Raw genomic sequence first — 26,151 nt, forward strand, 5'->3', positions numbered from 1 at the left:
GTAAACAACTTTTGTGTCTAGCGACGAAAGTTACGGGACGCGGGACCGAAGCCCCCGAGGGTTACGGGCACCGCCTCCAGGAGAAGTGGTAGACCGTCTCGATGCTGCCGTCGGTGGAGTCCATCGTCAGGTAGCTGACGTCGGTGGAGGTCCCCTTGGCGACCCGCAGCTCGGTGTTGATGTTGAGGTTGCGCAGTTCACCACAGGGGCGGAAGACCTGCGCGGCAATCGGGACGTCGTCGGTGGCGATCCAGTTGTCGTCCAGCGGCGCGGTGATCGGGTGGTTCACGTAGCTGCCCTGGGTCATGCCCTGGAAGTAGTAGTTGGCCCGCTGCTGGGCGACAGCACCCCGCTGCAGGAACCCGTATCCCCGGTAGTCCACCTTGGCGATCGCGAAGGTGAAGCCGAAGGGCACGTGGACGAGCACGTTCAGCTGGCAGTTCTTGCGGTTCTCGGTGACCGGGACGGACGGGCCGGCCTGGGCCAGGTAGTTGCTGTAGATGGCGGTGAACGCCGTGTTGTCCGGCGAGACCGCCACGTCGGCGGTGCCCGGCGCACAGCCGGAGCCCGCCATGGCGACCAGTTCGATGGCGATGTGATCATCGGGCGGATCGGTCACGATGCTGCGGGCCGCGGCCGGCGATGCGATGACCAGCGAGGACGCGAGGAACGCGAGGGCGACACATCCACGCGTTAACAACGTTTTCATTTAATCCCCTTCTGTGGCGGGAGCGGGCCGGTGTCACGGTATTGATGCACATCAATGTCGTCAATAAGCCGCAGTCGCAATAAAGCGATTCTTGATGCGGTTCGAGAAAGAGGGCCGTTTGCCGCAAAGGAGGATTTAGGCGGGCGAATCTGGACGCTTCTTCTCATCTTATCTAAGCATATATCCTTTTTGCCGTGCATCGGCGCGGCCGTTCACGGGTTATATAAGGCTTCGACAGACGTCAATGGCTTGTGTCCATGCAGCGCGCCCCACTACCGTTGTCGCGGACCCGTTAATTGATCCACTGGAATGACTCCAGAAAAGTCCCCCGCCTGCGACCTGAAGGGAACTCCATGAAAGAACAATCGATCAACAAGAAACGCGTGGCGGCGGCCGTTCTCGCGGCGGCCGTGGCGCTCCCGCTCGGCTCACCCGCGTACGGTGCGCCCGAAGCGGCCGCCAAGATCACCGTCGAGGTGATCGCGAACAACGGCTCCGGCTGCGCCCCCGGCACCGCGTCCGTCGTGGGCAACCCCGACGACACCGGCTTCCGGGTCCGGTACCGGAACTTCGTCGCCAAAGCCGGCCCGGACACGAGCGTGCTCGAGCGCCGGAAGAACTGCCAGCTCAGCGTCCTGGTGACCATCCCGGACGGCTGGACGGTCGCGATCGCCTCGGCCAGCTACCGCGGCAAGGCACACCTGCTGGCCGGCGCGTCGGGCCTGCAGCGTACGAGCTACTACTGGCAGGGATCCTCGGAGAGCGAGCGCAAGGACCTGCCGCTCACCGGCCCTCTGAACGGCCAGTGGGCGACCTGGGACGTGGCGCCGGTGCTCACCTACGCCCCGTGCGACACGCAGCGCGTTCTCAACGTCAACACCGAGCTGCGCGTGGACGCCGGCGACTCCACCGGCGCGAACTCGCTGTCGATGAACACCACCGAGGGCGACGTCGACACCCTCTTCAACTTCAGCTGGAGCCGCTGCTGACAGGCGTCCGGGCCGCAGGGGACGGCCCGGACGTTTCCTCCAGGGCTTTCTCCAGCGCGGCGATCGTCGCCGCGTCCACGGTCCCAGTGGGCTTGACACCCAGCTCCGCCTGGAACTCCTTCAGGGCCTCGGTCAGCGCATCGGTCCATTGACCGTCCACCGGGCCCGTCCAGAACCCGGCCAGCTTCAACGTCTGCTGCACGGCGGCGGTCGACGCGATCGCCTCGTCGGCGGCCGCACCGCCCTTGGCCCGCAACTCCGCCTGCAGCGCCGCGTCGGTGGCCTTGTCGACGGTCCCGGTCTCGGCCAGGCCGTTCTTCCTCTGCAGAGCCTGGACGGCCGCCACCGTGTCGGGGCCGTAGACACCGTCGACCTCGCGCTTGTAGTAACCGGCCTCCGCCAGGGACTTCTGAACAGCCAGGGTGTAGTCGCGAGCCTGCCGCAACTGGTCCTCGCTCAGACAACCGCCCTCGGCGAGCAGCGCCAGCCAGGACATCTCCAGCGCGACCGCCGCGGCGTTGAACCGCTCCGACGCCTCCTGCAGCGGCGTCTGATCCGCGATCCCCTCCTGCGCCGCCGTGAAGTCGGCGTCGGCCTGCTTCACCCGGTTGACGGTGGTGGCGGCGACGAGTGGCTCGCGTGACGGCGGCGGTTCCGTGAACGCCAGCTCCTTCTCCGCCTTCGCGACCTCCTCGCGCGCCGACGCGACATCCTCCGCGGCCTCGACCACCTCGGACCGCGGCTCGCCCAGGTCGGCGCCGGCCTCCTTCACGTCGCCCACGGTCGGCGCGGTCTCGGTGATCAGGTCGCCGTAGCGGTCGAGCGCGGTGACATAGGTGGCGCTGGCCGTACAGAAGGCGTCTGTCCGGGCGGCCAGCTCCGCCTGCGCCTCCGCCAGTGCCTCCCGCTTCCGGGCGGTCTGGTCCTCGGCGCTGCAGGCGGTCAGGGCGAGGAGCACCACGAGGATCGCTGCACGGACCCGCATCTCAGCGACGGCCCCGGCGCTTGCGGATCAGCACGATCGTGCCGGCGACCACCAGCAGCAACGGAAGGATCAGTCCCCACATCAGGAGTCCATTCATGCGGGCCAGGGTCGCAACCAACGGCGGCGCCCGGATCATCCCGTCCGGGTGAAGAGGAACGGATCCGCACACGAGAGGCTGGCGTACATGGGCGTGGCAGCGGTGGCTCTCATCGCGCTGGTCGTGTTCTCGTGGGGCCTGTTGTCGGCCCGCCTCGGCCGCGCGGACCTGAGCGCGCCCATCGTCTTCGTCACCGTGGGCCTGCTGCTCGCCGAGGTACTGCCGGACCTGACGTCGGAGTCCGTCAAGCTGTTCGCGGAGGTCACCCTCGTCTGGGTGCTGTTCGCGGACGCGTCCCGGGTCGGCCTGCGCGAGCTGCGTGCCGATCTCGGGCTCTACGCGCGGCTGCTCGGACTGGGCCTCCCGCTCACGATCGCCGCGGGGACGGTTCTGGCGGTGTGGGTGCTCGACGGGGCCGGGCTCTGGATGGCGCTGCTGGTCGGCGCCGCGCTGGCACCGACCGACGCGGCGCTCGGGTCCTCGGTGATGACGAATCCCGCCGTACCGGAACGGATCCGGCGAGTGATCAACGTGGAGAGCGGGCTCAACGACGGTATCGCCACCCCGGTGGTGATGGTCGCCATCGCCGGTGTCCTCGCTGCCGAGGACGCTCAGCAGCACGGTGTCAGCGCCGCTCTCGTCGAGCTGGCCATCGGCCTTGCGGCCGGCATCGCGGTGGGCACGGTCGGCGGGCAGGGGTTGCGCATGGCCCGGCGACGTGGCTGGGCTTCCGACGATTTCACCGGCCCGGCGGTCCTCGCGCTTTCCCTTTTTTCGTACGCGGGCGCGCTCTGGCTGCACGGGAACGGCTTTGTCGCCGCGTTCGTCGCCGGGCTCGCGTTCGGCCACTTCGCCCGCCGCGGCGGTGCCAAGGAGGTCTATTACGTGGAGCAGACAGCCGGGCTCATGTCGCTGCTGACCTGGCTGCTCTTCGGTGCGGTCGCCGTGCCGATCGTCCTCGGCAGCGCCGACTGGCGCATCGTCGCGTACGCGATCCTGAGTTTGACCCTGGTCCGGATGCTCCCCGTGGCGCTCGTCCTGATCGGCACCCGGCTCCCGGCCTCGACCGTGGCGTTCATCGGCTGGTTCGGGCCCCGCGGGCTGGCCTCGGTCATCTTCGCGGTGATCGCCCTGGAGGAGCTGCACGGCGAGGCCGACAGTGCCGTGGCGGTCATCGGCCTCACCGTCCTGTTCAGCGTGCTGGCACACGGCTTCAGCGCGAAACCGCTCGCCGGCCGGTACGCGGCGAGCGTCGCCCACCACGCGCACGCCGCCCCGGACCGGCCACCGGTGCCGGTCCGGGGACTGGTGCCTCACCCTGAGGTCAGGGACACCCGGTAGGAGCCGACATGAAGTCCTGCCGCCCCTGCGAGTCGGTGACCCGTAGCGTCACCGTGCTGGCGAGCCCCTGCGGGCACGCGCCGAGGGCGGTCGCGGTCTTGCCGGCCACGTCGGTGATCTCCGGCGTCACGCTGTAGTAGCTGCTCCACGACAGGACCACCGGGTCGGTGCCGTCGTACCAGCTCGAGTAGCACTTGAACCGGTACCAGCCGAGGCTCGGGAACGCGCCGCAGCCGAGTCCGCCGATCCGCGGGCCGGGCGTCGGCGAGCCCTGGGGCAGCCGCAGCTTGAGGCGCATGCTGTTGAGCATGCCGTTGATCGGCTGGAACCAGGTGGGCCCCTGCGGGTGCGTGACACAGTTGACCGTGGCGAAGCTGACGATGCCCTGTGCCTGGTTGCCGGCGAGCACCGGCGCGCCGGAGTCGCCCAGGTCGGAGCAGATCGAGGTCTTCACGACGCCGGTCACCGTACGCAGCGCGCCGTCCGGGCCGACCGGGATGCCGGACTCGTTCGCCGGATATCCGGTGATCTTCCCGCACCGCCACTTACTCACCTGGCCCTCCATGCAGACGTCGGCGTTGTACGCGGCGACCGTCGACCCCAGGACCGGGACGAACCCACCGGTGCTGGAGTTGAACACGTCGGGCCGCGGGTCACGGAGGCCCGCCAGCGGCACCCAGGCCTGGTCCGGGCCCCGGCCGGTGTTGGCGTACGTGGAGTCGGTGATCACCCCGGCGAACAGGCCGTTGCGGTCCCGGATCTGATCCTGGTTCGGCCCGCAGTGCCCGGCGGTGACGAAGCCCGGGACGTTGAGAAGCTGCCCCACCCCCGGGTCGACGCTGAAGCCCTCGGTGCAGGAGCCTTTCGAGGTGGTGAACAGCTCCCCGCCGTGGTGGTCGATCGTCGCGGCGACGGCGTCGTCGCGCTGCGTCCGGTACTCGACCATCGCCGGGTCGATCGCCGCCGCGCTGACCGCCGCCCGTGCCGCCGGCTCGGCACCCGGCCGGCTCTCCACGACGATCCGGTTGAGCTGCTGGTCGATGGAGGTGCCACTGACATCACGCGCCCCCTGCAGCCGCGCCTCGGCGGCGACCAGCCTGTTGTGGGTGTACCGGACCAGCTCCGGGTTCGCCCCGGCCGCCCGCACGGCGCGCGCGACGGCCCGGTCGGTGACGGCCACCGTCACGGCGGTGACATCGTCGTCCAGCCAGTCACCCGCATAGGCGGAACCGGCCGCCACCCGCGCCCGCCCCGCAACCTGGCGCGCCGCCTCACCCCGCCCGATCCGGGCGACCGCCTCCTCCCTGGTCAGGTGGAACGTGCGCTGCATCGCGTCGACCATCCCGGGAGCGGTGCGCAGCGCGGTCTCCCCGACACCGGCAGCCGGCAGCAGCCGAACCGGCCCCTCGTCCCCGGCGTTGAGCGGCACGAGCGCCGACGCGGTGACGCAGACCGCGAGCACACCCGCCAAGCCGTACTTTCCTCGTCGTCGAATCATCCCCGGACCGTGACAACCCGAGCTTGCGAAAATGTTGCGGCCGGGCTCAGCTCTCGGCCTTCAGCGGCGCGAACGAGAATCGGCTGACCTCCAGCGCCCAGTCCGCGAAACGGTGAGCCGGGGCCTCGACGTAGCGCGGATGGGCGTCGAGCCAGCGCCGCACGGCGGCCTGTGCCGGGTCCGACCTGTCGATCACGGTCCGCAGGGTTCCATCGGCGGACGCGGATCGCAGCGACGCGGTGAGTTCCCGGGCCGCCGCCGGCTGTCCGATGTTCACCGCGAGCAGGAACGCGACGACCTCGTGGTCACCGATGCCGCCGCGCGGGCGATCGAAGCCGGCGGGATCCTTCACCCGGGCCTTGATCAGGCGGTAGGTGTTGACGAACCGTTTCACCGTGCGCGGTGTCGTGCCGACCAGCGGGGCCACCACCGACATCGCCCTGGCCTCGTCCTCGGTGATGTGCAGGACCTCGGCCGGGAGACGCCGCCGGGGCGTACGCGGGAACTGGCTGACCGGAACCTCCGCGGCCGCCGGCTCCTCGGGTGCGCCCGGCGCGTCTTCCAGTGGCGGCGCGACGTCGTCCGGCTGGGTGGGCGGCACGGAGGCGGGGGCGTCCGGCTGGGTGAGCGGCAAGGCGGCGGGGGCGTCCGGCCGCGTGGCGGGCGCCCGGCTCGGCGACCGGCCGGTCAGGCCGGTGATCATTCGGCGGATCAGCGTCTCGTCGAGCGGGACCAGCCGGACCGGGATCTGGATGATCTTCTCGAGGTAGTCGGAGGGAGCGGCGCCGCCGGAGCCACCGAGCAGCTGGTGATAGCGGATCCGCAGCGACTGGTCGAGCCAGCGGGTGTCGACCGCGAGGACGACCACGAACATCGCGAAGTTGAACAGCAGGTGCACGGCTTCGAGAACCTGGACCACCTTCTCGGCCGCACACCGGTCCAGGTCGTCGATCGCGATGACGACCCGGCGGTGGTCCTTGACGAAGGCCTCGTCGATCTCGCTGAACCGGTCCCGGGTGCTGGTCACGAGACTCAGCTGCTCCCGGTACTCGGTCAGCGAGGAGAGCTGTCGCAGCACCGTGCCGACGCGGTCGGACTCCGCCTGTCGCCGTACCTGCTCCGCCTGCTCCCGCAGCCGCGCCTCGTCGGCGCGCGCGGCACGTAGCTCATCCAGTACGGCTTGCCGGTGCGAGGCTACGGCCCGCACCGACTCCTCGGCGGTCCGGGCAGTGAACCAGCCGAGGGCGGCGACACCCGCCCGCCCGGTCTCGGCTATCTCGGCCGCCTGGCTCCGCGCGTTGCGGAGGTGCACGGTTGCCGCAGCGACATAGCCGAAGATCACGGCGGCCGCGCTCACCGCCCCGAACACCGGACCCGGCCCGCCGATCGCCACGACCGTGATCGCCGCGATGGCGAGCAGCAGAACCAGGCCACCCGCAATCCAGGCCATACGGCGTTGTCGCACCAGGCGGGCGGTGGATTCGGTGACGGCCGTCTCCGCCTTGGCCAGCTCACCGTCGATGCGGGCGACCTCCTCGGCCGCCTGCTCCACCTGACGAGCGGCGTGGCCGACCTCCGGGATCTCCTCGACGGCCCGCGGGGCGATCTTCTGCAGGACCTGGTCGACGAGGCTGGCCAGCAGGTTGGTCTCGGCGTAGTGCCACGCGTTGAACCGGACGACGGTGAGCTCGCGGACATAGCCCTCGCCCTTCGAGCCGGTGAGTTTCCCCAGGTCGGCGATGATCTGGTCGAGGACGAACGTCTTGCCGGATCCCCACTCGCCGAACAGGCCGATCGCCAGCGGCGGGCTCAGCTGCTCCGAGGCGATCAGGCCGGCCAGTGCCATCGCGTCGCGGTCGCTGTCGAGCAGGTCGGGGCCGAGCACGCCGTCGGCCTCGTAGTCGGCGACGACCCGGGACACGGGACGGGACAGGGCCACCGGCCACACCGAGACCCGCTCGCGGCCGGCGATCGCAAGGCAGTGGCCGGACGCGTCGGTTGCCATCACGTCGATCGGTGATCCACCGGTGAGGACGTGCGCCATCGGTGTCATGCCCAGTTCACCCACGGCGAGCCGGTTGTCGTCGGAGACCTCTGCCACCCCCGGGCGGTCGTCGAGCATCACCAGCGCGTACGGCCCCTTCCGCCGCGGGAACCGCCCGATCGTCGCGGCCTGTGTGGTCCCCTCGGCGGGCTGGTCCTCCGTGAGCGTGCTGACCAGCAGTGCCTCGCTGCCAAGCGCCACCAGACCGCGCCGGCCGGTGCCGTCGACGGCGAGCACCGCGTCGGCCGCGGGCAGGATCGTCTCCTCGCCACGGTCGGCGGGACCCCACCAGCGGACGATCTCGCCGGAGCGCACGAGCCACGCGGGCAGGCCGCTGTCGAGACGACCGCCGGTCACGCCGGGCACACGCCCGACGACCGTTCCGGTGTCCACCCGCACGGCTTCGGCACCGTCGTCGTCCAGGCGCAGAGCGAGGATGCCGTCGCGGCTCCAGCCGAGCGAGACCACCACGCCGTCGACCGCACCGATCCGGCGCGGCGGGCCGTCCGCGCCGACGTCGTAGACGTCGCGGCCGGCGAGGGCGGCGAGGCGGTCGCCGCCCGGCGAGAACGCCAGCAGGGTCACGGGCGCCGGCAGCGTCGCTGTCCACTCCGCCGGTGCGCCGAGCGCCGTCGCCAGCAGCGGCTGGTCCTCGGCGAGATCCCGGCCGGCCGGGCTGAGCAGGTCCCACGCGGAGCCGTGCTCGGCGACCAGCGCGTCGATGAGCCCGGCACGGAGCAACCGCTTGCCGACCGGGGCGTCCAGCGCGAGGCCCAGCAGCAGATTCGTCTCCTGAAGGGTCGGGACGTGCTCGACCGACCACAGCCCTCGAACGGTTTCCAGGTGATCGCCGATCGAGGCCGTCGTGCCGGCCTCGGCCAGGTCCTCCAGTCCGCCGGCCGCACCCGTCACCGCTACCGCTACCGCACCCGCCGTCAGCTGTTGACCGGCCGGGAAACGGCCGGCCAGACGCTCGATCGCCTCGCTGTACGCCGCGGCCGCCCCGACCTTCCCGGGCTCCGGCTCGAGCGCCGTGAGCAGCGGGTTCAACAGGTCGGCCAGGTCCTGGCTCAACACGTGGATCCGCAGCGCCGCGGTGGGGTGAGCTGTTTCCTCGAACCCGTCGACGATCGCGCGCATCGACTGTTCGGGCGGCAGGCCACCGGCGCCCGCACCCAGCAGTGGGACGGCAACCACGGCGTCCGGAGCCGAGGCGAACCTGCCGATCTTGCGCGCCGCCTCCCGCACGATGCCGGCCGTGCTGCCGCCACCGGCGGATCCGGTGCCCACCACCGTGGCGAACAGCACCGTTCGGCCACCGGCCCGGACGGCGACTACCTGACCGGGCGGTGAGTGGGTGACGTCGTCGCGAGGCCTGGCGCCGAGGCGTGCGACCTGGTTCCTGACCTCGGCCGACATGGCGCCGGTGATGCTGCGCGGCGCCACCAGGATCGGGGCGCCGCTCGCGAAGAGATCACCGAGAACGATCTCGACCCGCCGCCGCCAGTCGACGGCCGGTCCTGCTGCCTGGGCCACGTCCGCTCCCTCCACGTGGGAGCATTCTCGAACCGCCGGAACGGGCCGGCCATCAGATCACGGACAGCGTCCGCTCCGGGTTTGCGGATGCGAGGGTGCCCATGCACCCCGCCCGTTCTCCCCGGGAGGGCCCGAGGGTGACCATGCACCCGGGCGGGCACATGAATTTGATCTTCCTAATCGACGGTCATCGGCCGAACCGCGAATGCGCACCATTCCGACCAGCCGGTCGCACCGACCGCGCGGACCCGCCATTCGTAGGTGTGCGCCGGCTCGACCTGGGGCGTCAGGTAGGCGTCCGCGGTGAGGACGACCGTGCTCGGCGACGTGCCCGGAATGCGGTACTCGAACTTGAAACCCCTCGTGGGCGCTCCGGAGAAACGCGCTTCCAGCAGAGGCGTGAGACTGCTGGTGATCGCGGGCTTGCCGCCGTTGAGGCAGGCGTCCTCCCCGTCGACATGTCGTTCGTCGAGCTCGACAGGCTCGACAGGTGCAACCGGCCAGGTGGGCGGGGTCGTCGCGCCCTCGTCCCGGTCCCGGCACGCTGTCGCCGACCTCGAGGCGAAGGGCGGCCCACGCACCGGTCATGACCAGCGTCAGTGCCAGGCCGGCGGTCAGCAACGGCGCTCGTCTCAGCTTCGCCACGCCCGACTATCGGCCGGGCCGGGCGGGAATGAAGGGTGCGGGTCAGCGCTGTCCGGTGGGCTCAAGGACCGGCTTGACGTCCAGGACCGGGGTGCCGTCGAGGGCCTCCAGGCCGGAGACCCGCAGGCGCGGGCCGTCGACCGACAGGACCTCGACGCGGTGCAGGCCGATCGGGTTGGGGCGGTCGGCGGAGCGGGTGCTGAAGACGCCGGTCAGGGGGCGGGCCCGGTCGTCGCGCGGGTGGACCCGCAGAACGGTGCGGTCGGCGCGGTCCAGCCAGGTGAGCAGCAGGATCGTGGTGCCGGGGGCGATGTCGGTGAGCGCTTCCGCGTACGCCGGGAAGAAGATCAGCCACGCGGAGGGCGCGCCCTCGTCGCCCTGCCGGGGTGCGACGGCCTGGTCGGTGAGTGTGGACTCGACCGTGCCGACCGGGGTGAGCTCGAAACCGGGCATGTGCCCGACGTTACCGCCGCGGCGCCGGACCGGTGGAGCCCCGGACCACCAGCTCGGTGGCGAGTTCGACGTGCAGGGCGTCCAGTTCGTGGCGTTCCAGCAGGCGGCGCAGCAGGGAGACCGCCATCCGGCCCATCTCGGCCAGAGGCTGGCGGACCGTGGTGAGCATCGGCTGCATCGCGCGACTGACGTCGATGTCGTCGAAACCGGCGACGGACAGGTCCTCCGGGATGCGCAGGCCGCGCTCGGCGGCAGCACGCGCGGCACCGACGGCCATCTTGTCGTTGAACGCGACGACGGCGGTGGGACGGTCCGGTACGTCGAGGAGCTCGCAGGCGGCGCGGTAGCCGTGTTCCTCGCTCGGCTCCGGCACGAAACGCATGAGCTCGGGCGCCGGGAGCAGGCCCATCTCGGCGAGCGGGGCGACGTAGCCGGCCAGCCGGTTGTCGTTGACCAGCCACTCGCGCGGGCCGCCGATGATCGCGACCCGGCGGTGGCCCAGCTCGACGAGGTGGGTCATCAGGCTGCGCGCGCCGGCGAAGTGCGCGGCGGAGACGGCGGCCACGTCACGCGGGGGCGGCGTGCGTGGATCCACCACGACGAACGGGAATCCCCGGTCACGCAGGTTTTCCAAGGCGGATTCCGGCTCGGGCGGGAGGATGAGGATCGCCGCGTCGATGCCGGGTTCGTCGGGCAGGCTGAGCAGCACGTCGCTGTCCTTGGCCGCCTTGCCCGCGTTGAGCAGGATGTGCAGGCCGTGCAGCTCGGCGGTCTCGGCGACCGAGGAGACGATCAGGCCGAAGTAGTCGGTCAACAGGTACGGGCAGCGCAGGTAGACCACGCCGCCGGCGGGCCGGCTGCCGCCACGCCCGGCCGCCTCGAGGACTCGCTGCCGGGTGTGCTCGGCGACGTTGGCCTGGCCGTTGAGCGCGCGCGAGACCGTGGCGATGGACAGACCGGTGCGGGCGGCAAGATCCCGAACCGTCGCGCCCCTTCTCACAGCGGAGAGCATAGGTCGTCAGCCGGGGCCGGCGCGCGACCGGCCCCGGCTGAGATCATCACGGACCGCTGGTGAGGAACGTGACCTGGTGCCCGCTGTTAACGGCTGCACCCGTGTTGTTGATGACCCGGCTGATCGTGCCGGTGCCACCCAGGGAGACGGTGACCATGTTGCGGAACTGCACGCCCGACTTCGCCGGGACCTCGAAGGCACGGGCGTTGACCACCGACGGGTTGACGTTGAAGTACGCGTACGAGCCGAGACCCCACGCCTGGTGGTTGTTGACCGAGTCGGCGACCTTGTACGCCGCCCAGCCCTGCGTCGAGCCGTTCATGTAGGCGGCCTGGTTCGGCGGGTCGTACGGCATCTCGTTCTGGTAGAAGTACGTGCGCCCGTTCTCGCCGTTCCAGATCGTCTGGTACTTCTGGTAGTGCTCGACGAACAGGCCGTAGAACGTGACGTCGTCACCGTTGACCGTGAGCCCGTTGTCGGCCGTGTTGATGGTCCAGCCGACCGTTCCGCCGTTGCCGTGGTCGGCACGCCAGATCCAGGTGTGGTCGCCGATCACGTCGTCGCTGTTGATCAGCAGGCTCGTGGTGGCCTTGCCCGCGATCGAGCCGCCGATCCGGAAGAACACGTCGTGCAGCGAGGTCGGGTTGGCCGAGTGGTCGGTGGCCGAGCCGTTCGGGCCGACCTCCATCAGCACCGGCGAGTTCGTGGTGCCGGCGTCGAACAGGATGCCGGCGACCTTCACACCGTCCACGTCGGCGACGCGCATCGGGACGACGCCGTTCTGCGGCACGAACGTCGCGAGCCCGAGACCCAGCACCACGGTGTTGGCGCGGGTGACGTTGATGGTCTGGTTGATGTTGTAGACGCCCGGCGTGACCAGCAGGTGCTTGCCCGAGGCGAGTGCCGCGTTGATGTTGGCCGCGTTGTCACCCGGCCGCACGATGTAGAAGTCGCTCAGCGAGATCGACTCACCGGCCGGCGTGCCGTTCGCCCAGGTGGTTCCGGCGGAGTTGCGGCGCAGAGCAGGGACGAAGACACGGTACGCGCCGGCGGAGTCCACATAGAGGTACGGCTTCTCCCGCACCACCGGCGCCTGGCCGATCGTGGTGTACGGCGGGCTCGGGAAGCTGTTGGCCGGAGCGCCCTGCACGCCCACGAACACCTGGTTCCAGTTGGAGCCGGTCCAGGAGCCGATCTGCGAGTTCCGGGTGATCCACTGCTGCTGCGAGCCGGAGTTGATCTGGCCGTCGACCTTCGTGTCGGACATCCAGCCGCCGGAGGACCAGCCGCCGTCGGAGAGCGCCAGGTTGCCGCGCACGTGCATGCGCCGGTACGGGGCCGCCTGCGACACCGACCACCGGTCCGCGCCGCCAGTGGGGTTGACCGCCAGGCCCTCGGCGGAGCGCCAGAAGTTCTGGGTGGCGTTCTGCGAGCCGTCCGGCCACCAGTCGGCCTCCACGTGCACCCGGCCGTTGATCACCGTCTGGCCCGGGGTGAGGCCCAGACCGGCGACCTGGGTGAAGAAGCCGACGTTGGCGTCGGCGCTGTAGGTGCCGGGCTTGAACAACAGGGCGTACCGCTGCTGTCCGAACTGGTTGGTCACCTGCTGGTTGAAGACCTGGTTGAGCCGGTTCTGGATGGTGGCGGCGGACATCGACGGGTCGAAGATCGTGACGTTCGGGCCGAGGTCGGGGTTCGTGGGGTTGGTCGGGTTGCTGGTCGGCGGCGTGGTGGGACCGCCGTTGAGCGTCCAGCGCTGGTTGGCCGCGCCGGTGCAGGACCAGATCTGCAGCCGGGTGCCGTCCGCGGTGCTGCTGCTCGGCACGTCGAGGCACTTGCCGTTGCCCTGGTTGACCAGCGCGCCCGAGGAGTTCAGCGTCCACTTCTGAGTGGCCACCGTGTCGAAGCAGGTCCACAGGTGGGTCAGCGCGCCGTCGGCGCTGGAGTTGTTGGCCACGTCCAGGCATTTGCCCTGGGTCTGGACCTGGCCGTTGTCGGCGAGGGTCCACTGCTGGGTGGCGACCGTGCTGTAACAGGTCCACTGATGGATCGCGGTGCCGTCGGCGGTGGAGTTGTTGGCGACGTCCACGCACTTGCCGCTGGACGCGCTGACCAGTGAACCCGCTGAGGCGGCGAACGCACTGGTGACACCGGCGACGCTCAGACCGGTGACCACGACGGCGACGACGCCGGTGGCGAGGATCTTCGGACGCATGGGGACTCCCTTGGGAGGGGTTCGGGGGATCGAGCATCGTCACGTAACACCGTTACAGCAAAGAATGTCAACAGTTTCGCGTTCCGGAACGCACTCCCGTTCCGGAACCGGTTTTTCGGCGTCTTCGCGTTGACACCCATGCATGTAACGGTGTTTCGTGACCGTTACAAATCCGAGAGGGGACATGTTGTGGTGTCAGCCCGCCGAGCGGCGTCCCTCGCCGCCGCCACGATCACGATGACGGCCGGTCTGGCCGGTGTCGCCGCCACCGAGGCCGCCGCCGCCACGTCGGTGCAGGTCTACTGGAGTTCCGAGTCGCGCACCGCGGGCTTCGAGCCGGTCAACGGCAACTGGTACACCAATCCGGCGACCGGGCTGGCGGGTACGCCGTACCGGCTCGCGCAGCAGGCGGACGCCCCGATCGTGGCCGCCACCGGAACCGCCACGATCACCGCGAACACCGCGCAGCAGTACCAGAGCATCCTCGGCTTCGGGTCGTCGCTCGAGGAGTCCACGATCTACAACCTGTCCCGGATGAGCGCCACCGCCCGCGAGCGGACCCTGCGGCAGCTGCTCGACCCGGCCACCGGCGCGGGCTTCAACGTCGCCCGGATCGCGTTCGGCACGAGCGACTTCACCAGCCGGACCTTCTACACGTACGACGACGGGACGGCCGACCCCTCGCTGTCGCGGTTCTCCATCCAGAAGGACATCGACTACAACATCATCAGCGTCCTCAAGCAGGCCAAGGCGATCAACCCGAACCTGCTGCTGTTCGCCAGCGTGTGGAGCCCGCCGGCGTGGATGAAACAGAACAACAGCCTGATCGGCGGCAACCTGCTCGACCAGCACGTGCCGACTCTCGCGGCCTACTATCGGCGGGCGGTTCAGGCGTACGCGGCGCAGGGCCTGCCGATCCACGCCGTCACCCTGCAGAACGAGCCGTTGTACTCGCCGCCGGACTACCCCGGCACGCTGCTCTCCGCCGACCAGGAGCGCCGCCTCGCCATCGCGATGCGCGCCGAGTTCACCGGCAACGGCCTCGGCGGCACGAAGATCTGGGCGTTCGACCACAACTTCGCCGAGGGCCCGTCGTATGTCGCCGGCGTCATCGGCAACCCCGGCAGCCCCAACGACGCCTTCAACGCCGTCGACGGGCTGGCCTTCCACGACTACTCCGGCGAGCCGTCGATCATGGGCCAGGTCAAGGCGAACTACCCCGCCAAGGACGTCGCGATGACCGAGCGCGCGGTGTGGGGCACCACCGGCGCGAACCGCATCGTCGACTACCTGCGCAACAGCTCGATCATGTACCAGAACTGGGTCACGATGCTCGACCAGAACCGGCAGCCGGAGAAGTGGACCGGCTCCCCCGACCCGACGATGCTGGTGCAGAGCCCGTCCAGTCCCGACACCGTGCACCTGCTGCCCGAGTACTACTTCACCGCGCAGTTCTCGAAGTTCATCCAGCGCGGCGCCAAGCGGGTCGGCACCAACAACGGCTCGGCGTCCACGGTCACCAACGTGGCGTTCCTCAACCCGGACGGCAGCCTGGTCACCGTGGTGGTCAACCGAAGCACGGCGAACCAGACGTTCAGCGTGCGCGCCGGGTCGCAGCAGTTCACCAGCACCCTGCCGGCGAAGACCGTCGGCACGTACATCTGGAAGGACGCGCCGGCGGGTGGTGGCGGTGGCGGCTCCGCGCTCCGGTCCAACGCGAGCGGCCGCTGCATCGACGTGCCCGCGGCCAACCCGGTCGACGGGGCCCGCCTGCAGATCTACGACTGCAACGGCACGACGGCGCAGCAGTGGACGCCCGGCGCCGACGGCACCCTGCGCTCCCTCGGCAAGTGCATGGACGCCGCCGCGGCCGGAACCGCCAACGGCACCGCGGTCCAGCTCTACACCTGCAACGGCACCGCCGCGCAGCGCTTCACCCTGACCGCCTCCGGCGACCTGGTGAACACCGCCGCCAACCGCTGCGTGGATGTGCTGGACCGGGGCACGGCCAACGGCGCGCTGCTCCAGCTCTGGGACTGCACCGGCGGCACCAACCAGAAGTGGACCGCCGCCTGACCGAACGGCAGGCGGGCGGCCTCAGCCGGAGGCCGCCCGCCTGCGAGGCAGGGGCAGCAGCGCCGGGACGCGGGTCATGTGGTCGGCGTAGGACGGGCGGCGTTCCAGGGAGCGGCGGTCCATCATCGGGACGCTGACGAACGTGAAGAGCAGGACCATCGTGATCGGGCCGGCGATCGTCCACCACCAGGACGGGGCGGCGGCCAGGGCGAACAGCCACATGCCCCACCAGAACAGGATCTCGCCGAGGTAGTTGGGGTGGCGGGACCGGCGCCACAGGCCGCGGTCGATGATCCGGCCGCGGTTGGCGGGGTCGGCGGCGAAGCGGTGCAGCTGGCGGTCGGCGAGGGTCTCCAGCGCGATCGCGCCGACAGTGACGGCCACCGCGAGGACGTCCAGCAGGCCGAACGGGCGGGAGGTCACCGTCAGCGCGGGCCAGACGGCGAGCAGGCCGGTGAAGACCACGAGGGTGGGCATCAGCTGGATGCCGATCAGGTTGACCAGCCACCACGGCAGACCGCCCGGCCGCTGCTCCCGTAACTGCACGTAACGCCAGTCCTCGTGACTCAGGCCGCGCCACGACACGGCCCAGTTGAGAGTCAGCCGCAAAGACCAGGCAAGGACCAGCAAGAGTACGAGAGCCGTGCGCGCGGTCAACACGTCGAGCCACACGACGACGATCGCGGCCGGGGCGACGCTCCAATACGGATCGTAGAGACTCGCGTTCGCGACCATGACACTCGCACCGAACACCACCAGCGTGGCAGCGAGGTCTGCGTAGAACGTGACCAGCAACGGATGCGTGTCGCTCAGGAGCGCGACGACGGCCCACGCGGCCAGCCCGGCGATCAGGTAGGCCAGCGCGACGACGGCGAACCCCACCGGCCGCGAGGCCTCGGCGAGGTTACGGCCCACCTGATAGTCGGCTGTCATGCCAAACAGGGTATGGCCATTGACAAGCATCATGACCGCAGATCATCATCCGCTTCAGATACATCGAACATCATCCACATCGCACTCCCCCAGGCGATCCGAGACGTCCCGCAGGAGTGTGCCCTGTGTCGATGAAGCCGGTCCTGAGCGCGCTGATGGTAGCCACGACGATCGTGGCACCTATATCCGATAAATCGGATATGTCGGAGAAGAGCCGCGTGGAGGTCACGGCGGCCAGGACCGAGTACGACACCACCTTCGCCAACCCGGACGGTACGACCACCGTCATCATGTCGGCGAACCCGGTGCGAGTGAGGCGGGGTACGACCTGGGTGCCGGCCGACGCAACGCTCGAAAGGCGGCCGGACAGAACGATCGTTCCCAGAGCGGCCGTCGTCGACATGGCGTTCTCCGCCGGTGGTGACGAGCCGCTCGCGAGGATCCGGGACGGCAAGGCGTACCTCGAGATGAGCGCGCCCATGCACCTGCCGCCGCCGGTCCTGGCCGGCAACACCGCGACCTATCCAGAGGTGCTCCCCGGCACCGACCTGGTCGTCACCGCCTCCACCACCGGGTTCAGCGAGGTGCTGGTCGTCAAGAACCGCGCCGCCGCCGCGAACCCGGCTCTGGCCACGCTGCGTTTCGGCCTCGGCGGCACCGGCCTGTCCACGAGGAAGACGCGTGACGGTGGTGTCGAGGTCCGCGACCGCGCCGGCACGAAGCTGCTGGCCGGGCCGGCGCCGACCATGTGGGACTCGCGGCAGCGGGGGCAGGCGGGACCGGGCCGGGCGTCGGCGGAGGGGCCGGTCGAGGGCAACCGGGTCGCGAGGCTGGGGTTGTCGGTCGGCGCGGCGGCGGTCACGCTGCGGGCGGACCGTGACCTGCTGACCGATCCCGGCACCGTCTTCCCGGTCTTCATCGACCCGTCGTTCGACGCCGGCAAGCAGCACCGCACCATGGTCAACCGCTCGTTCCCCACCTCGAACTCCGGCTGGTTCTGGGGTCGCGGCAACCCCGACGCCAACGAGGGCATGGGCTACGTCAGCACCCCGGAGGACGGCACCCACCTGAAGCGGCTCTACTTCGCCTACGACACGTCCCGGCTGCGGGTGGCGGGCCGCACGATCGTCTCCGCGACCTTTCGTACCAAGCAGGTCTGGGCGTACTCCTGCAACACCAACCGGATGCAGGTGTGGCTGAGCAACGGCGTCAGCGAGAACACCACCTGGAACAACCAGCCGTCCACGAGCGGGCTGCCGTACACCGAGCGCAACGTCGCCACGGCCGGGCGGGCCGGCTGCAACCCGGGTGGCTCGATGCTCGACTTCGACGTGGAGAACCAGGTCATCAGGTCGGTGCTGAACAACTGGGCCACCACCACGCTGATGCTGCGGGCCGCCGACGAGACCTCCAGCACCGGGTGGCGGCGGTTCAACCATCACGAGTCCACCCTCGAGGTCGTCTACAACACGTTCCCGAACGTGCCGTCGTCGCCGCAGATGATCTCGCCGCCGGTGAAGTGCGGTGGCTCGGTGCCCGCCCTGGACATGCCGATCATGCAGGTGAAGGCGACCGACCCGGACGGCACCGACAACCAGGTGAAGGTCGAGTTCCAGATCTGGAAGGCCGGCGCCTCGACGTGGGCCCACCGGTTCGTCACGGACCCCGGCGCGTCCGGCGCCACGTTCCGCCAGCAGATACCGAACCTGGCCAACGGGTCGTGGAGCTGGATCGCCCGGACCACCGACAACCAGAACCCGAATCCGCTGACCGGCGGCTGGACCAACTGGTGCAACTTCGTCGTGGACAACACCGCGCCCGCGCCGCCGCTGGTCTGGTTCGACGGCGGCACGTTCGCCGTCGGGCAGGACGTCAGGTTCCACTTCACCGGCGGCGGCAACGACGTCACCCAGTACCGGTGGGCGATCAACAACGACGTGCCCTCCGAGGGACCGGTGTCGGTCTTCGACGGTAGGGCCACCGTCCGGGTCCGGGCGCAGGGCCCGTTCCTGCTGCGTGTCTGGGCCTATGACGCGGCCGGTAACCGCGGATCGCCGGCGGTGTGGGGCGGCGGCGACAACCCGGTCATGGCGGTGGGCGGCCAGGCTCAGGACTGGTGGCGCTTCGACGAGGGCACCGGCACCACGACGGCGAACCAGAAGGCACCGGGCAACGGCCTGCTGACCAGCGGCGGCGTGACCTGGGAGTCGCCGGGATACCCGCTGAGCGCCGGTTCCACGATGGTGTTCAACGGCACGAACGCGCATGGCGCCGGCATGGGCCAGCCGGGCCCGGTGAACGGGAACAACTTCACCGTGAGTGTCTGGGCCCGGCCCGCGAGCGTCACCGGCAAGCGGGTGCTGATCGCGCAGGACGGCGACTCGGGCAACGCCTCGTTCAGCCTGGCGATCCAGACGGTGGCCGGGCCCAAGGACGCCACCGGCACACCCGGCCCGGTCGCGCCCCGGCTGACCGCGACGCTCTACAAACCGGACGGCACGGTGGCGTTCGCGCTGCCCAGCCGCCGGATCGCGGAGGCCGGCGAGTGGCTCCAGGGCACCGTGACCCTGGAGACCCTGGAGAGCGGCGACGCCGAGCTGCACCTCTACACGGTGACCGAGACCGATCCCTCGGAGATCGACGACTCGGGCGTGTTCGGCGGCACCTTCGCCTACTCCCGGGCCACCTCCTCCTATCTGCGCGTCGCGGCCGAGGCGAAGAACTGGGGCGTCGCCGGCTGGTTCTCCGGTGCGGTCGACGAGGCGGTCGCCGCGGCCGGGCTGTTCGACGACACGCAACGCACGCAGTGGCGCTATCCGCCGGTGGTCACACCGTAAGACGCGAGTTTCGGGGGCTGGGATGAGGCAATCGACGGTGCGGCGGGTCTCGTTCGGGCTCGCCGCGATTCTGACGTCCACACTGCTGGCGGTCCAGGAGCCGGCCGCGGCGGCGCCACGCCCGAACGGGACTCCGAAGGCGCCGAAGGAGACGCCACTTCCGGTCCGTGACGTGCCGAGCCGGGTGACCGATCTGGTTCGGCCCGACGTGCGGCCCGCGGTGCCCCGCCAGGTCGACTGGCCGTCCGCGGGCGAGGCCACCGTCGAGCTCACGGGCGGCGCGGCGAAAGCTGGATCACTTCCGGTCACGGTGGCGCGCACCAGGGCAGATTCAAGACCTTTTACCGTACGCATGAAACTGCTCCCGCAGTCGCAAGCGAACCGCCTTGGTCTCACCGGCGTGGTGCTGCGCCTGGACCGAGCCGGCGCCGGGCGTGACGAGGTCGAAGTGGCCGTCGACACCGCCACGTTCGCGGGCGCCGTCGGTGGCGGCTGGGCCGACCGGCTGCACCTGGTGAGACTCCCGGCGTGCGCGCTCGAAACCCCGGACGTGGCCGCGTGCCGGCAACCCACCGCCCTGCCCGGCTCGCGGGCCGGCACCGCACGGGTGGCCCGCGCCACCGTCGCCGTCGAGCAGGCACCCGCCGTGCTGGCCCTGGTCGCCGGGGCGTCCGGGTCCTCCGGCTCCTACACCGCCACGCCGCTGTCCCCGTCGTCCACCTGGAGCGCCGGCTCCCAGTCCGGGTCGTTCTCCTGGTCCTACCCGCTGCGCGTGCCGCCCGGCCTCAACGGCCCGTCGCCGCAGCTCACCGTCGCCTACGACTCCGGCTCGGTGGACGGCCGGACGGCCTCGACCAACGCGCAGCCGACCTGGCTCGGCGAGGGCTTCGACCTGCCGATCGGCTACGTCGAGCGCAACTACGCGTCCTGTCAGGAGGATCAGTCCGGCGGCAACAACAGCGTCAAGACCGGTGACCTGTGCTGGAAGACCGACACCGTCAACCTGGCGCTCGGCGGTCACTCCGGTGAGGTCATCCGGGACGCCTCGACCGGGAAGTACAAGCTGGTCAACGACGACGGGTCGCGCATCGAGCTGCTCACCGGAGCGGCCGGCAGCCCGGACGACAACGGCGAGCACTGGAAGCTGACCACCTCCGACGGCACGCAGTACTTCTTCGGCACGACCGCGGCGGCCACCTGGACCGTCCCGGTGGCCGGCAACCAGCCGGGTGAGCCGTGCCGGGCCACGACCTTCACCGCGTCGTTCTGCGATCAGGCGTGGCGCTGGAACGTCGACCGCGTCGTCGACGTGCACGGCAACACGATGAACTACGGCTGGGCCAGGGAGACCAACCGCTACCAGCGGCAGGCGGCCATGTCCGGCGACGCCAGGTCGGCCGCTTACACCGCCGGCGGTCACCTCACCAAGATCACGTACGGCACGCGGAGCGGCGCCGAGAGCAGCCCGGCGCCGGCGCAGGTCGTGTTCACCACCGCCGAGCGCTGCCTGCCGGACGACAACTTCGACTGCGCCCCGGCCAAGCTGACCTCGGCGAACGCGGCCCGCTGGCCGGACGTGCCGTTCGACCAGATCTGCACGTCGACAACCTCGTGCGGCACCAACGGCTCGCCGGCGTTCTTCACCCGCAAACGCCTGACCTCGGTGGCCACCCAGATCCTCAGCGCCGCGAACCAGCCGGTCACGATCGAGCAGTGGGACTTCGCGCAGGACTTCTACGACCCCGCCGACGGCTCGTCCGGAGGATTGCAGCTCAAGGGCATCACGCACACCGGCAGGTACGGCGCGACCACCCCGATGCCGGCGATCACGTTCGCGTACGAGATGTACCGCAACCGGGTCACCGGCCTGATCGACGGCCCGGTCATGTGGAAGCCGCGGCTGACGCTGATCCGCAACGAGACCGGCGGTGAGATCTCGCCGGTCTACGACACCACGGTGGGCGCGGGCCGGCTGTGCAGCAGCAGCACCCTGCCGTCGTCACCGGCGACCAACACGACACGGTGCTATCCGTCGTACTGGACGCCGGTCGGCGCGACGAACCCGACGCTGACCTGGTTCTACAAGTATGTGGTCACCCAGGTCGGCGAGAAGGACCTGGTCGGCGGGGCGGTCGACACGGTCACCTCGATCACCTACGTGGGCGGGGCGGCCTGGCGCTACGACGACAGCGAGATCACCCCGGCGCGGCACCGCACCTGGTCGGGCTGGCGCGGGTACGGCAAGGTCGAGGTGCGGCGCGGCGACGCGAGCACGCCCAAGTCGCTGACCACCACGACGTACCTGCGCGGGATGGACGGCAACCGGGCCGCCGACGGCTCGACGGTGCCACCGGTCAACGTGACCGACTCCAAGAACGGCGAGACCCTCGACGCGGACCGGGTGGCCGGCACCCCTCTGGAGACCGAGATCTTCAACGGGTCGGAGCGGATCTCCACCACGATCAGCAAACCGTGGATCAGCGCGCCGACGGCCACCTCGGGATCCAAGACCGCGACGCTGGTGGGGCCGGGTGTCACCGACGACTACACGGCGATCTTCGGCGGCGGGGAGCGGCACACCCGGACCACGACCACCACCGACCCGGTCTACGGCACCGCCACCAGGGTCGATGACCGGGGCGACACCAGCACCACGGCTGACGACATGTGCAGCCAGTACAGCTACGCCCGCAACACCACGGCCTGGATCACGTCGGCCGGCAGCGAGGAGAAGCAGTACGCGTCGGCCTGCGCGGGCACGATGAACGAGGCCACACTGGTCGCGCACTCGCGCACGCTCTACGACGGCGGCGCGTTCGGAGCGGCACCGAGCCGGGGACTGATCACCGAGACGCAGGCGCTGGGCGACAGCGGGTTCGTCACCCGGTCCAAGGCCGGCTATGACGCGTACGCGCGGGTCACCTCGACGACCGACGCGATGAACCGGGTGACGCGGACGGCGTACACGCATCTCGCCGTGACCGGGCAGACCCACACCGGCGGCACCGTGGGGGTCACCACCACCGACCCGCTGAACAACGAGGCGACCACCGAGGTCAGCCCGGCGTGGGGCGTGCCGGTCAAGGAGACCGACATCAACGACAGGGTGACGTCGCTGGGGTACGACGGACTCGGCCGGCTCACCGCGGTGTGGACCCCGTCGCGGCCGAAGGGCACGTACCCGAACACGCCCAGCATGAAGTTCGGCTACTCGGTCACCAAGAGCGCCCCCTCGCACGTGTGGTCCCAGGAGATAGTCGCGGCGTCGGTGGAGCCGCCCACCTACCGGACCAAGTACGAGATCTTCGACGGCCTGCTGCGCCCCCGGCAGACGCAGGTACCGGAGGCCACCACGGGCGGGGGCCGGATCGTCTCGGACAGCGAGTACAACTCGCGCGGCCTGGCCGTGCGCACCGGCGGGCCGTACTACGCCACCGGAGCGCCCGGCGGCGGTCTCGTGCAGCTCACCGACGTGCAGAAGTCGGCGTGGCACCAGATCAGCTACGACCAGGCCGACCGCCCGACCCTGGACGTGTTCATGTCGGCCGGCGTGGAGAAGTACCGGACCAGCACCAGTTACGGCGGCAGCTTCATCTCGATCGACCCGCCGGACGGGCAGCAGCCCACCACCACGTGGACCGACGGGCGCGGGCGCACCACGTCGCTCTGGCGATACCAGAGCAACAGCCCCAACAGTGCCGGCGGCTTCGACGAGACGAAGTACAGCTACGACCCGCTCGGCCGGCTCACACAGGTCACCGGACCGTCCGGGGCGAAGTGGGACTACGGCTACGACAAGCGGGGACGGCTCGTCCGGACCGACGACCCGGACAAGGGCGTCGTGACCTCGACCTACAACGACAACGACCAGGTGGTCACCAGCACCGACGCGCGCGGGCAGACCGTCTGGACCGGGTACGACGCACTCGGCCGGTTGACCGAGACCCGCCGGGCCGACAGCGGCGGGGCACTGCTCACGTCACGGACGTACGACACGGTCACGGACGCCAAGGGCAAGCCGGCCTCCACCACCCGCTACGTGAACGGGCAGGCGTACACCCAGAGGATCACCGGGTACGACGAGGCGTACCGGCCGACCGGTGGTGAGCTCGTCATCCCGGCCGCCGAGGGTGCGCTGCAGGGCACCTATGAGACGGCCAACGCGTACGGCGGGAACGGGTCGCTGGCGACCGTCGACCTGCCGCCGGTGCCGCAGGCGGGGATCGGCGCGGAACAACTGCGCATCGGATACGACGAGCAGCTGGGCGGCATGGCGTCGCTCGCGTCCACCGCGGCCGGGTCGATCGTCGGCGGCGTGATCCGGTCGTCGTACGGCGAGGGCCTGATCTACGGGCTCGGGCGGGCGGACGCGACGATCTTCCTCGGGTACGCGTACGAGGAGGGTACGCGGCGGCTCGCCGGGCAGACGGCGCAGCGGCAGACCGCCTCGGGTTACGACGTGAACCTCAGCTACGCCTACGACAAGGGCGGGAACATCACGTCGGTGACCGACAGCCCGTCGGTGAGCGGCACCAGCGCGGAGAAGCAGTGCTACAGCTACGACGCCGCGGCGCAGCTGACGGGCGCGTGGACGCCGGCCACGAACGTCGTGTGCACCACGGCACCGGACCGGGCGGCTCTGGCGGGTCCGGCGCCGTACTGGCACGGGTACACGTACGACAGCGGGGGCAACCGGAAGACCGAGACGATCTACTCGTCGTGGGGGGACACGTCGCGGGTCTACACGTACCCGGCCGTCAGCGCGACGGGCAAGGGGCAGCCGCACACCCTCACCAAACTGGTCAACACGCCGCTGTCCGGGGGCGCGACGACCTCGGCGTACACCTACGACCTGGCCGGCAACACCAAGACCCGGACCACGACCGGGGCGAGCACCGGCAACCAGAGCTTCACCTGGGACGACGAGGGCCGGGTCAGCGCGGCCACCACCAACGGGACGTCCAGCTCGTACGTCTACGACGCGGACGGGGAACGGCTCATCCGTACCGAGGGCACGGTCAAGACGCTGTACCTGGACAACACCGAGGTACAGCTGAACACCACCACCGGGGTGGTGAGCGCGACCCGGTACTACGAGTTCGACGGGCGTACCGTCGCGATGCGCCAGTCCGGCGGCCCGGTCCGGGCCCTGCTCGTTGACAACAACGGCTCGCCTATCTGGTCCGCCGACTTCACCACGACCAGCGACCTCAAGCGCCGCCGCTACTACCCGTTCGGGGCCGAGCGCACCGGCTTCACCCCGGTGGTCTGGCCGGGCGAGCGCGGCTACGTCGGCGGGGTGAAGGACGCCGCCACCGGCCTCACCCACCTGGGCGCCCGCGAGTACGACCCGGCGACCGGCCGGTTCCTCTCCGTCGACCCGATCATGCGGCCCACCGCCCCGGCCACCTTCAACCCGTACGTCTACAGCCAGAACAGCCCGATCACGCTGAGCGACCCGACCGGCCTGGAACCCGGCTCGTGGTGCCGCACCCCGTCCTGCACCCAGCACGACGAGGCCATGCGCGCCGGGAAGGCGAAGCCGTGCGCGGGCACCTGTTACAACAACGACGAGCCGGCCACCGCCCGCAAGGCTGCCGTGGAGGCCGCGCAGCGCAACCTCAACGCCGCCCGCCAGCGCAGCGTCGAGGTCAAGAAGAAGCTGGTGGAGACGGCCAAGAAGCTCGGCAAGGTCCTGATGGACGAGCTCGGCATCACCGCCGGCCTGGACTGCGTCACGAAGGGCGACCTGGGCGCCTGCGCCGAGACCGCCATCAACGCGCTGATGTCCGCCGTCAGCGGCTTCGCCGCGAAACTCGTCGCCAAGTACGCCTTCCGCTGGGGCAAGGCCGCCAAACTCGGCAAACTCCTCTGGAAACTCGGCGGCGACCTGGTCAGCGGCATCAAGGGCTTCTTCAAGGCCAAGGCCGACATAGGCCGCGCCTCAGCGATGCTCGGCCGCGTCACCAACCTGTTCAAGAAGAGCGACAGCTGCGCCGTCAACAGCTTCACCGGCGACACACCGGTCCTGATGGCCAACGGCCGGACCAAACCGATCAAGGCGGTCCAGCTCGGCGATCAGGTCGTGGCCACCGACGCCCGGACTGGCCGCACCGCCACGCGGCCGGTGACCCGTCTGATCCGGCACGGAGGCGTGCACCGGATGGTCGCGGTCACCGTGCAGGGCGGAGCGACACTCCGGGCCACCGACCAGCACCCGTTCTGGGAGACCACCAGCCGCACCTACCGCTACGCCGAGGACCTGCGAACCGGCGACCGTCTGCAAACCTCCGCCGGCACGACGGTCCCGGTAACCGCCCTGTCGGAGTACGTCCAGGACCTGACCGCCTACAACCTCACCGTCGCCGACATCCACACGTACTACGTACTCGCCGGCCGGGCTCCCGTGCTCGTCCACAACTGCGGGGATGCGGCCAAACACAGTGTCGACAACCTCACTGACGCGTTGGACGAGAACACCTTCTTCCACTACACGGACGAGGCCGGGCACGCGTCGATCATGGAGGGTGGGGTGGTCACGGCGAACAGCAAGAACGCCGCCTACTTCACCCAGGAGATCGTGGCACCGAGTGAGGCGAACAACGCTCTGTTCGCGGGAGTTCCGGACTACGCGGGACGCGGGTCACATGTCATCGCGTTCAGAATGCCGCCGGGAGCACTGCAGAGGGCCACCCAGCGCAACGAGATGGCACACCTCGGATCGTTCCGATTCAGTCCGGATCAGGTGATTTTCCACGGACCAAACCCGTTCGAGTAAAGG

The 26,151-nt window shown here is 70.1% G+C and carries 14 protein-coding genes; 5 read left to right on the forward strand and 9 right to left on the reverse strand.

Annotated features, from left to right (window positions below; translation table 11 throughout):
- Positions 1-61: 61 nt before the first annotated feature.
- Complete coding sequence (locus AB0M02_RS33375; RefSeq protein WP_364234207.1) at positions 62-709, reverse strand: DUF4360 domain-containing protein; 648 nt, start codon at positions 707-709, stop codon at positions 62-64.
- A 353-nt stretch (positions 710-1,062) separates the two neighbouring features.
- Between AB0M02_RS33375 and AB0M02_RS33380 the strand changes: the two genes are divergently transcribed.
- On the forward strand, positions 1,063-1,698 hold the full coding sequence (locus AB0M02_RS33380; protein WP_364234209.1) for a DUF4360 domain-containing protein: 636 nt from the start codon (positions 1,063-1,065) through the stop codon (positions 1,696-1,698).
- Here the strand turns inward: AB0M02_RS33380 and AB0M02_RS33385 are convergent.
- Positions 1,679-2,683 carry a peptidoglycan-binding domain-containing protein gene (locus tag AB0M02_RS33385; protein ID WP_364234211.1) on the reverse strand — a complete coding sequence of 335 codons (1,005 nt, stop codon included), beginning with the start codon at positions 2,681-2,683 and terminating at the stop codon, positions 1,679-1,681. The genes AB0M02_RS33380 and AB0M02_RS33385 overlap by 20 nt on opposite strands.
- Before the next feature lie 184 nt (positions 2,684-2,867).
- On the opposite strand from AB0M02_RS33385, the gene AB0M02_RS33390 reads away from it, so the two are divergent.
- Entirely contained in the window at positions 2,868-4,121 is a 1,254-nt protein-coding gene (locus tag AB0M02_RS33390; RefSeq protein ID WP_364234214.1) for a cation:proton antiporter, read from the forward strand.
- Here AB0M02_RS33390 and AB0M02_RS33395 read toward each other — a convergent pair.
- The 6 genes from AB0M02_RS33395 to AB0M02_RS33420 all read right to left on the reverse strand — a co-directional run bounded on the left by AB0M02_RS33395 (position 4,105) and on the right by AB0M02_RS33420 (position 13,524).
- Positions 4,105-5,619: a S1 family peptidase gene (locus AB0M02_RS33395; RefSeq protein WP_364234216.1), complete on the reverse strand. Its 1,515-nt coding sequence runs from the start codon at positions 5,617-5,619 to the stop codon at positions 4,105-4,107. The two genes, AB0M02_RS33390 and AB0M02_RS33395, sit on opposite strands and share 17 nt — an antisense overlap.
- 46 nt (positions 5,620-5,665) lie before the next feature.
- Positions 5,666-9,199, reverse strand: a complete 3,534-nt coding sequence (locus AB0M02_RS33400) for a P-loop NTPase fold protein (protein WP_364234217.1) — start codon at positions 9,197-9,199, stop codon at positions 5,666-5,668.
- 176 nt (positions 9,200-9,375) lie between these two features.
- The gene (locus AB0M02_RS33405) at positions 9,376-9,780 is read right to left on the reverse strand and encodes a hypothetical protein (protein ID WP_364234219.1); all 405 of its coding nucleotides are present in this window, start codon (positions 9,778-9,780) and stop codon (positions 9,376-9,378) included.
- Between the two features lie 106 nt (positions 9,781-9,886).
- Entirely contained in the window at positions 9,887-10,297 is a 411-nt protein-coding gene (gene tsaA, locus AB0M02_RS33410; protein WP_364234222.1) for a tRNA (N6-threonylcarbamoyladenosine(37)-N6)-methyltransferase TrmO, read from the reverse strand.
- Between the two features lie 10 nt (positions 10,298-10,307).
- Complete coding sequence (locus tag AB0M02_RS33415; protein WP_364234225.1) at positions 10,308-11,297, reverse strand: LacI family DNA-binding transcriptional regulator; 990 nt, start codon at positions 11,295-11,297, stop codon at positions 10,308-10,310.
- Positions 11,298-11,355: 58 nt separating this feature from the next.
- Complete coding sequence (locus tag AB0M02_RS33420; protein ID WP_364234228.1) at positions 11,356-13,524, reverse strand: ricin-type beta-trefoil lectin domain protein; 2,169 nt, start codon at positions 13,522-13,524, stop codon at positions 11,356-11,358.
- A 192-nt stretch (positions 13,525-13,716) separates the two neighbouring features.
- On the opposite strand from AB0M02_RS33420, the gene AB0M02_RS33425 reads away from it, so the two are divergent.
- Entirely contained in the window at positions 13,717-15,600 is a 1,884-nt protein-coding gene (locus AB0M02_RS33425) for a ricin-type beta-trefoil lectin domain protein (RefSeq protein WP_364234230.1), read from the forward strand.
- A gap of 21 nt (positions 15,601-15,621) precedes the next feature.
- Here the strand turns inward: AB0M02_RS33425 and AB0M02_RS33430 are convergent, their stop codons facing one another.
- Entirely contained in the window at positions 15,622-16,533 is a 912-nt protein-coding gene (locus tag AB0M02_RS33430) for a DUF1295 domain-containing protein (protein ID WP_364234232.1), read from the reverse strand.
- A gap of 131 nt (positions 16,534-16,664) precedes the next feature.
- Between AB0M02_RS33430 and AB0M02_RS33435 the strand changes: the two genes are divergently transcribed.
- Both AB0M02_RS33435 and AB0M02_RS33440 read left to right on the forward strand, forming a co-directional pair.
- Entirely contained in the window at positions 16,665-19,370 is a 2,706-nt protein-coding gene (locus tag AB0M02_RS33435) for a DNRLRE domain-containing protein (RefSeq protein ID WP_364234235.1), read from the forward strand.
- Between the two features lie 22 nt (positions 19,371-19,392).
- Positions 19,393-26,148 carry a polymorphic toxin-type HINT domain-containing protein gene (locus tag AB0M02_RS33440; protein WP_364234238.1) on the forward strand — a complete coding sequence of 2,252 codons (6,756 nt, stop codon included), beginning with the start codon at positions 19,393-19,395 and terminating at the stop codon, positions 26,146-26,148.
- Positions 26,149-26,151: the final 3 nt, after the last annotated feature.

The sequence above is a fragment of the Actinoplanes sp. NPDC051861 genome, from assembly GCF_040681145.1.
Lineage (GTDB): Bacteria > Actinomycetota > Actinomycetes > Mycobacteriales > Micromonosporaceae > Actinoplanes.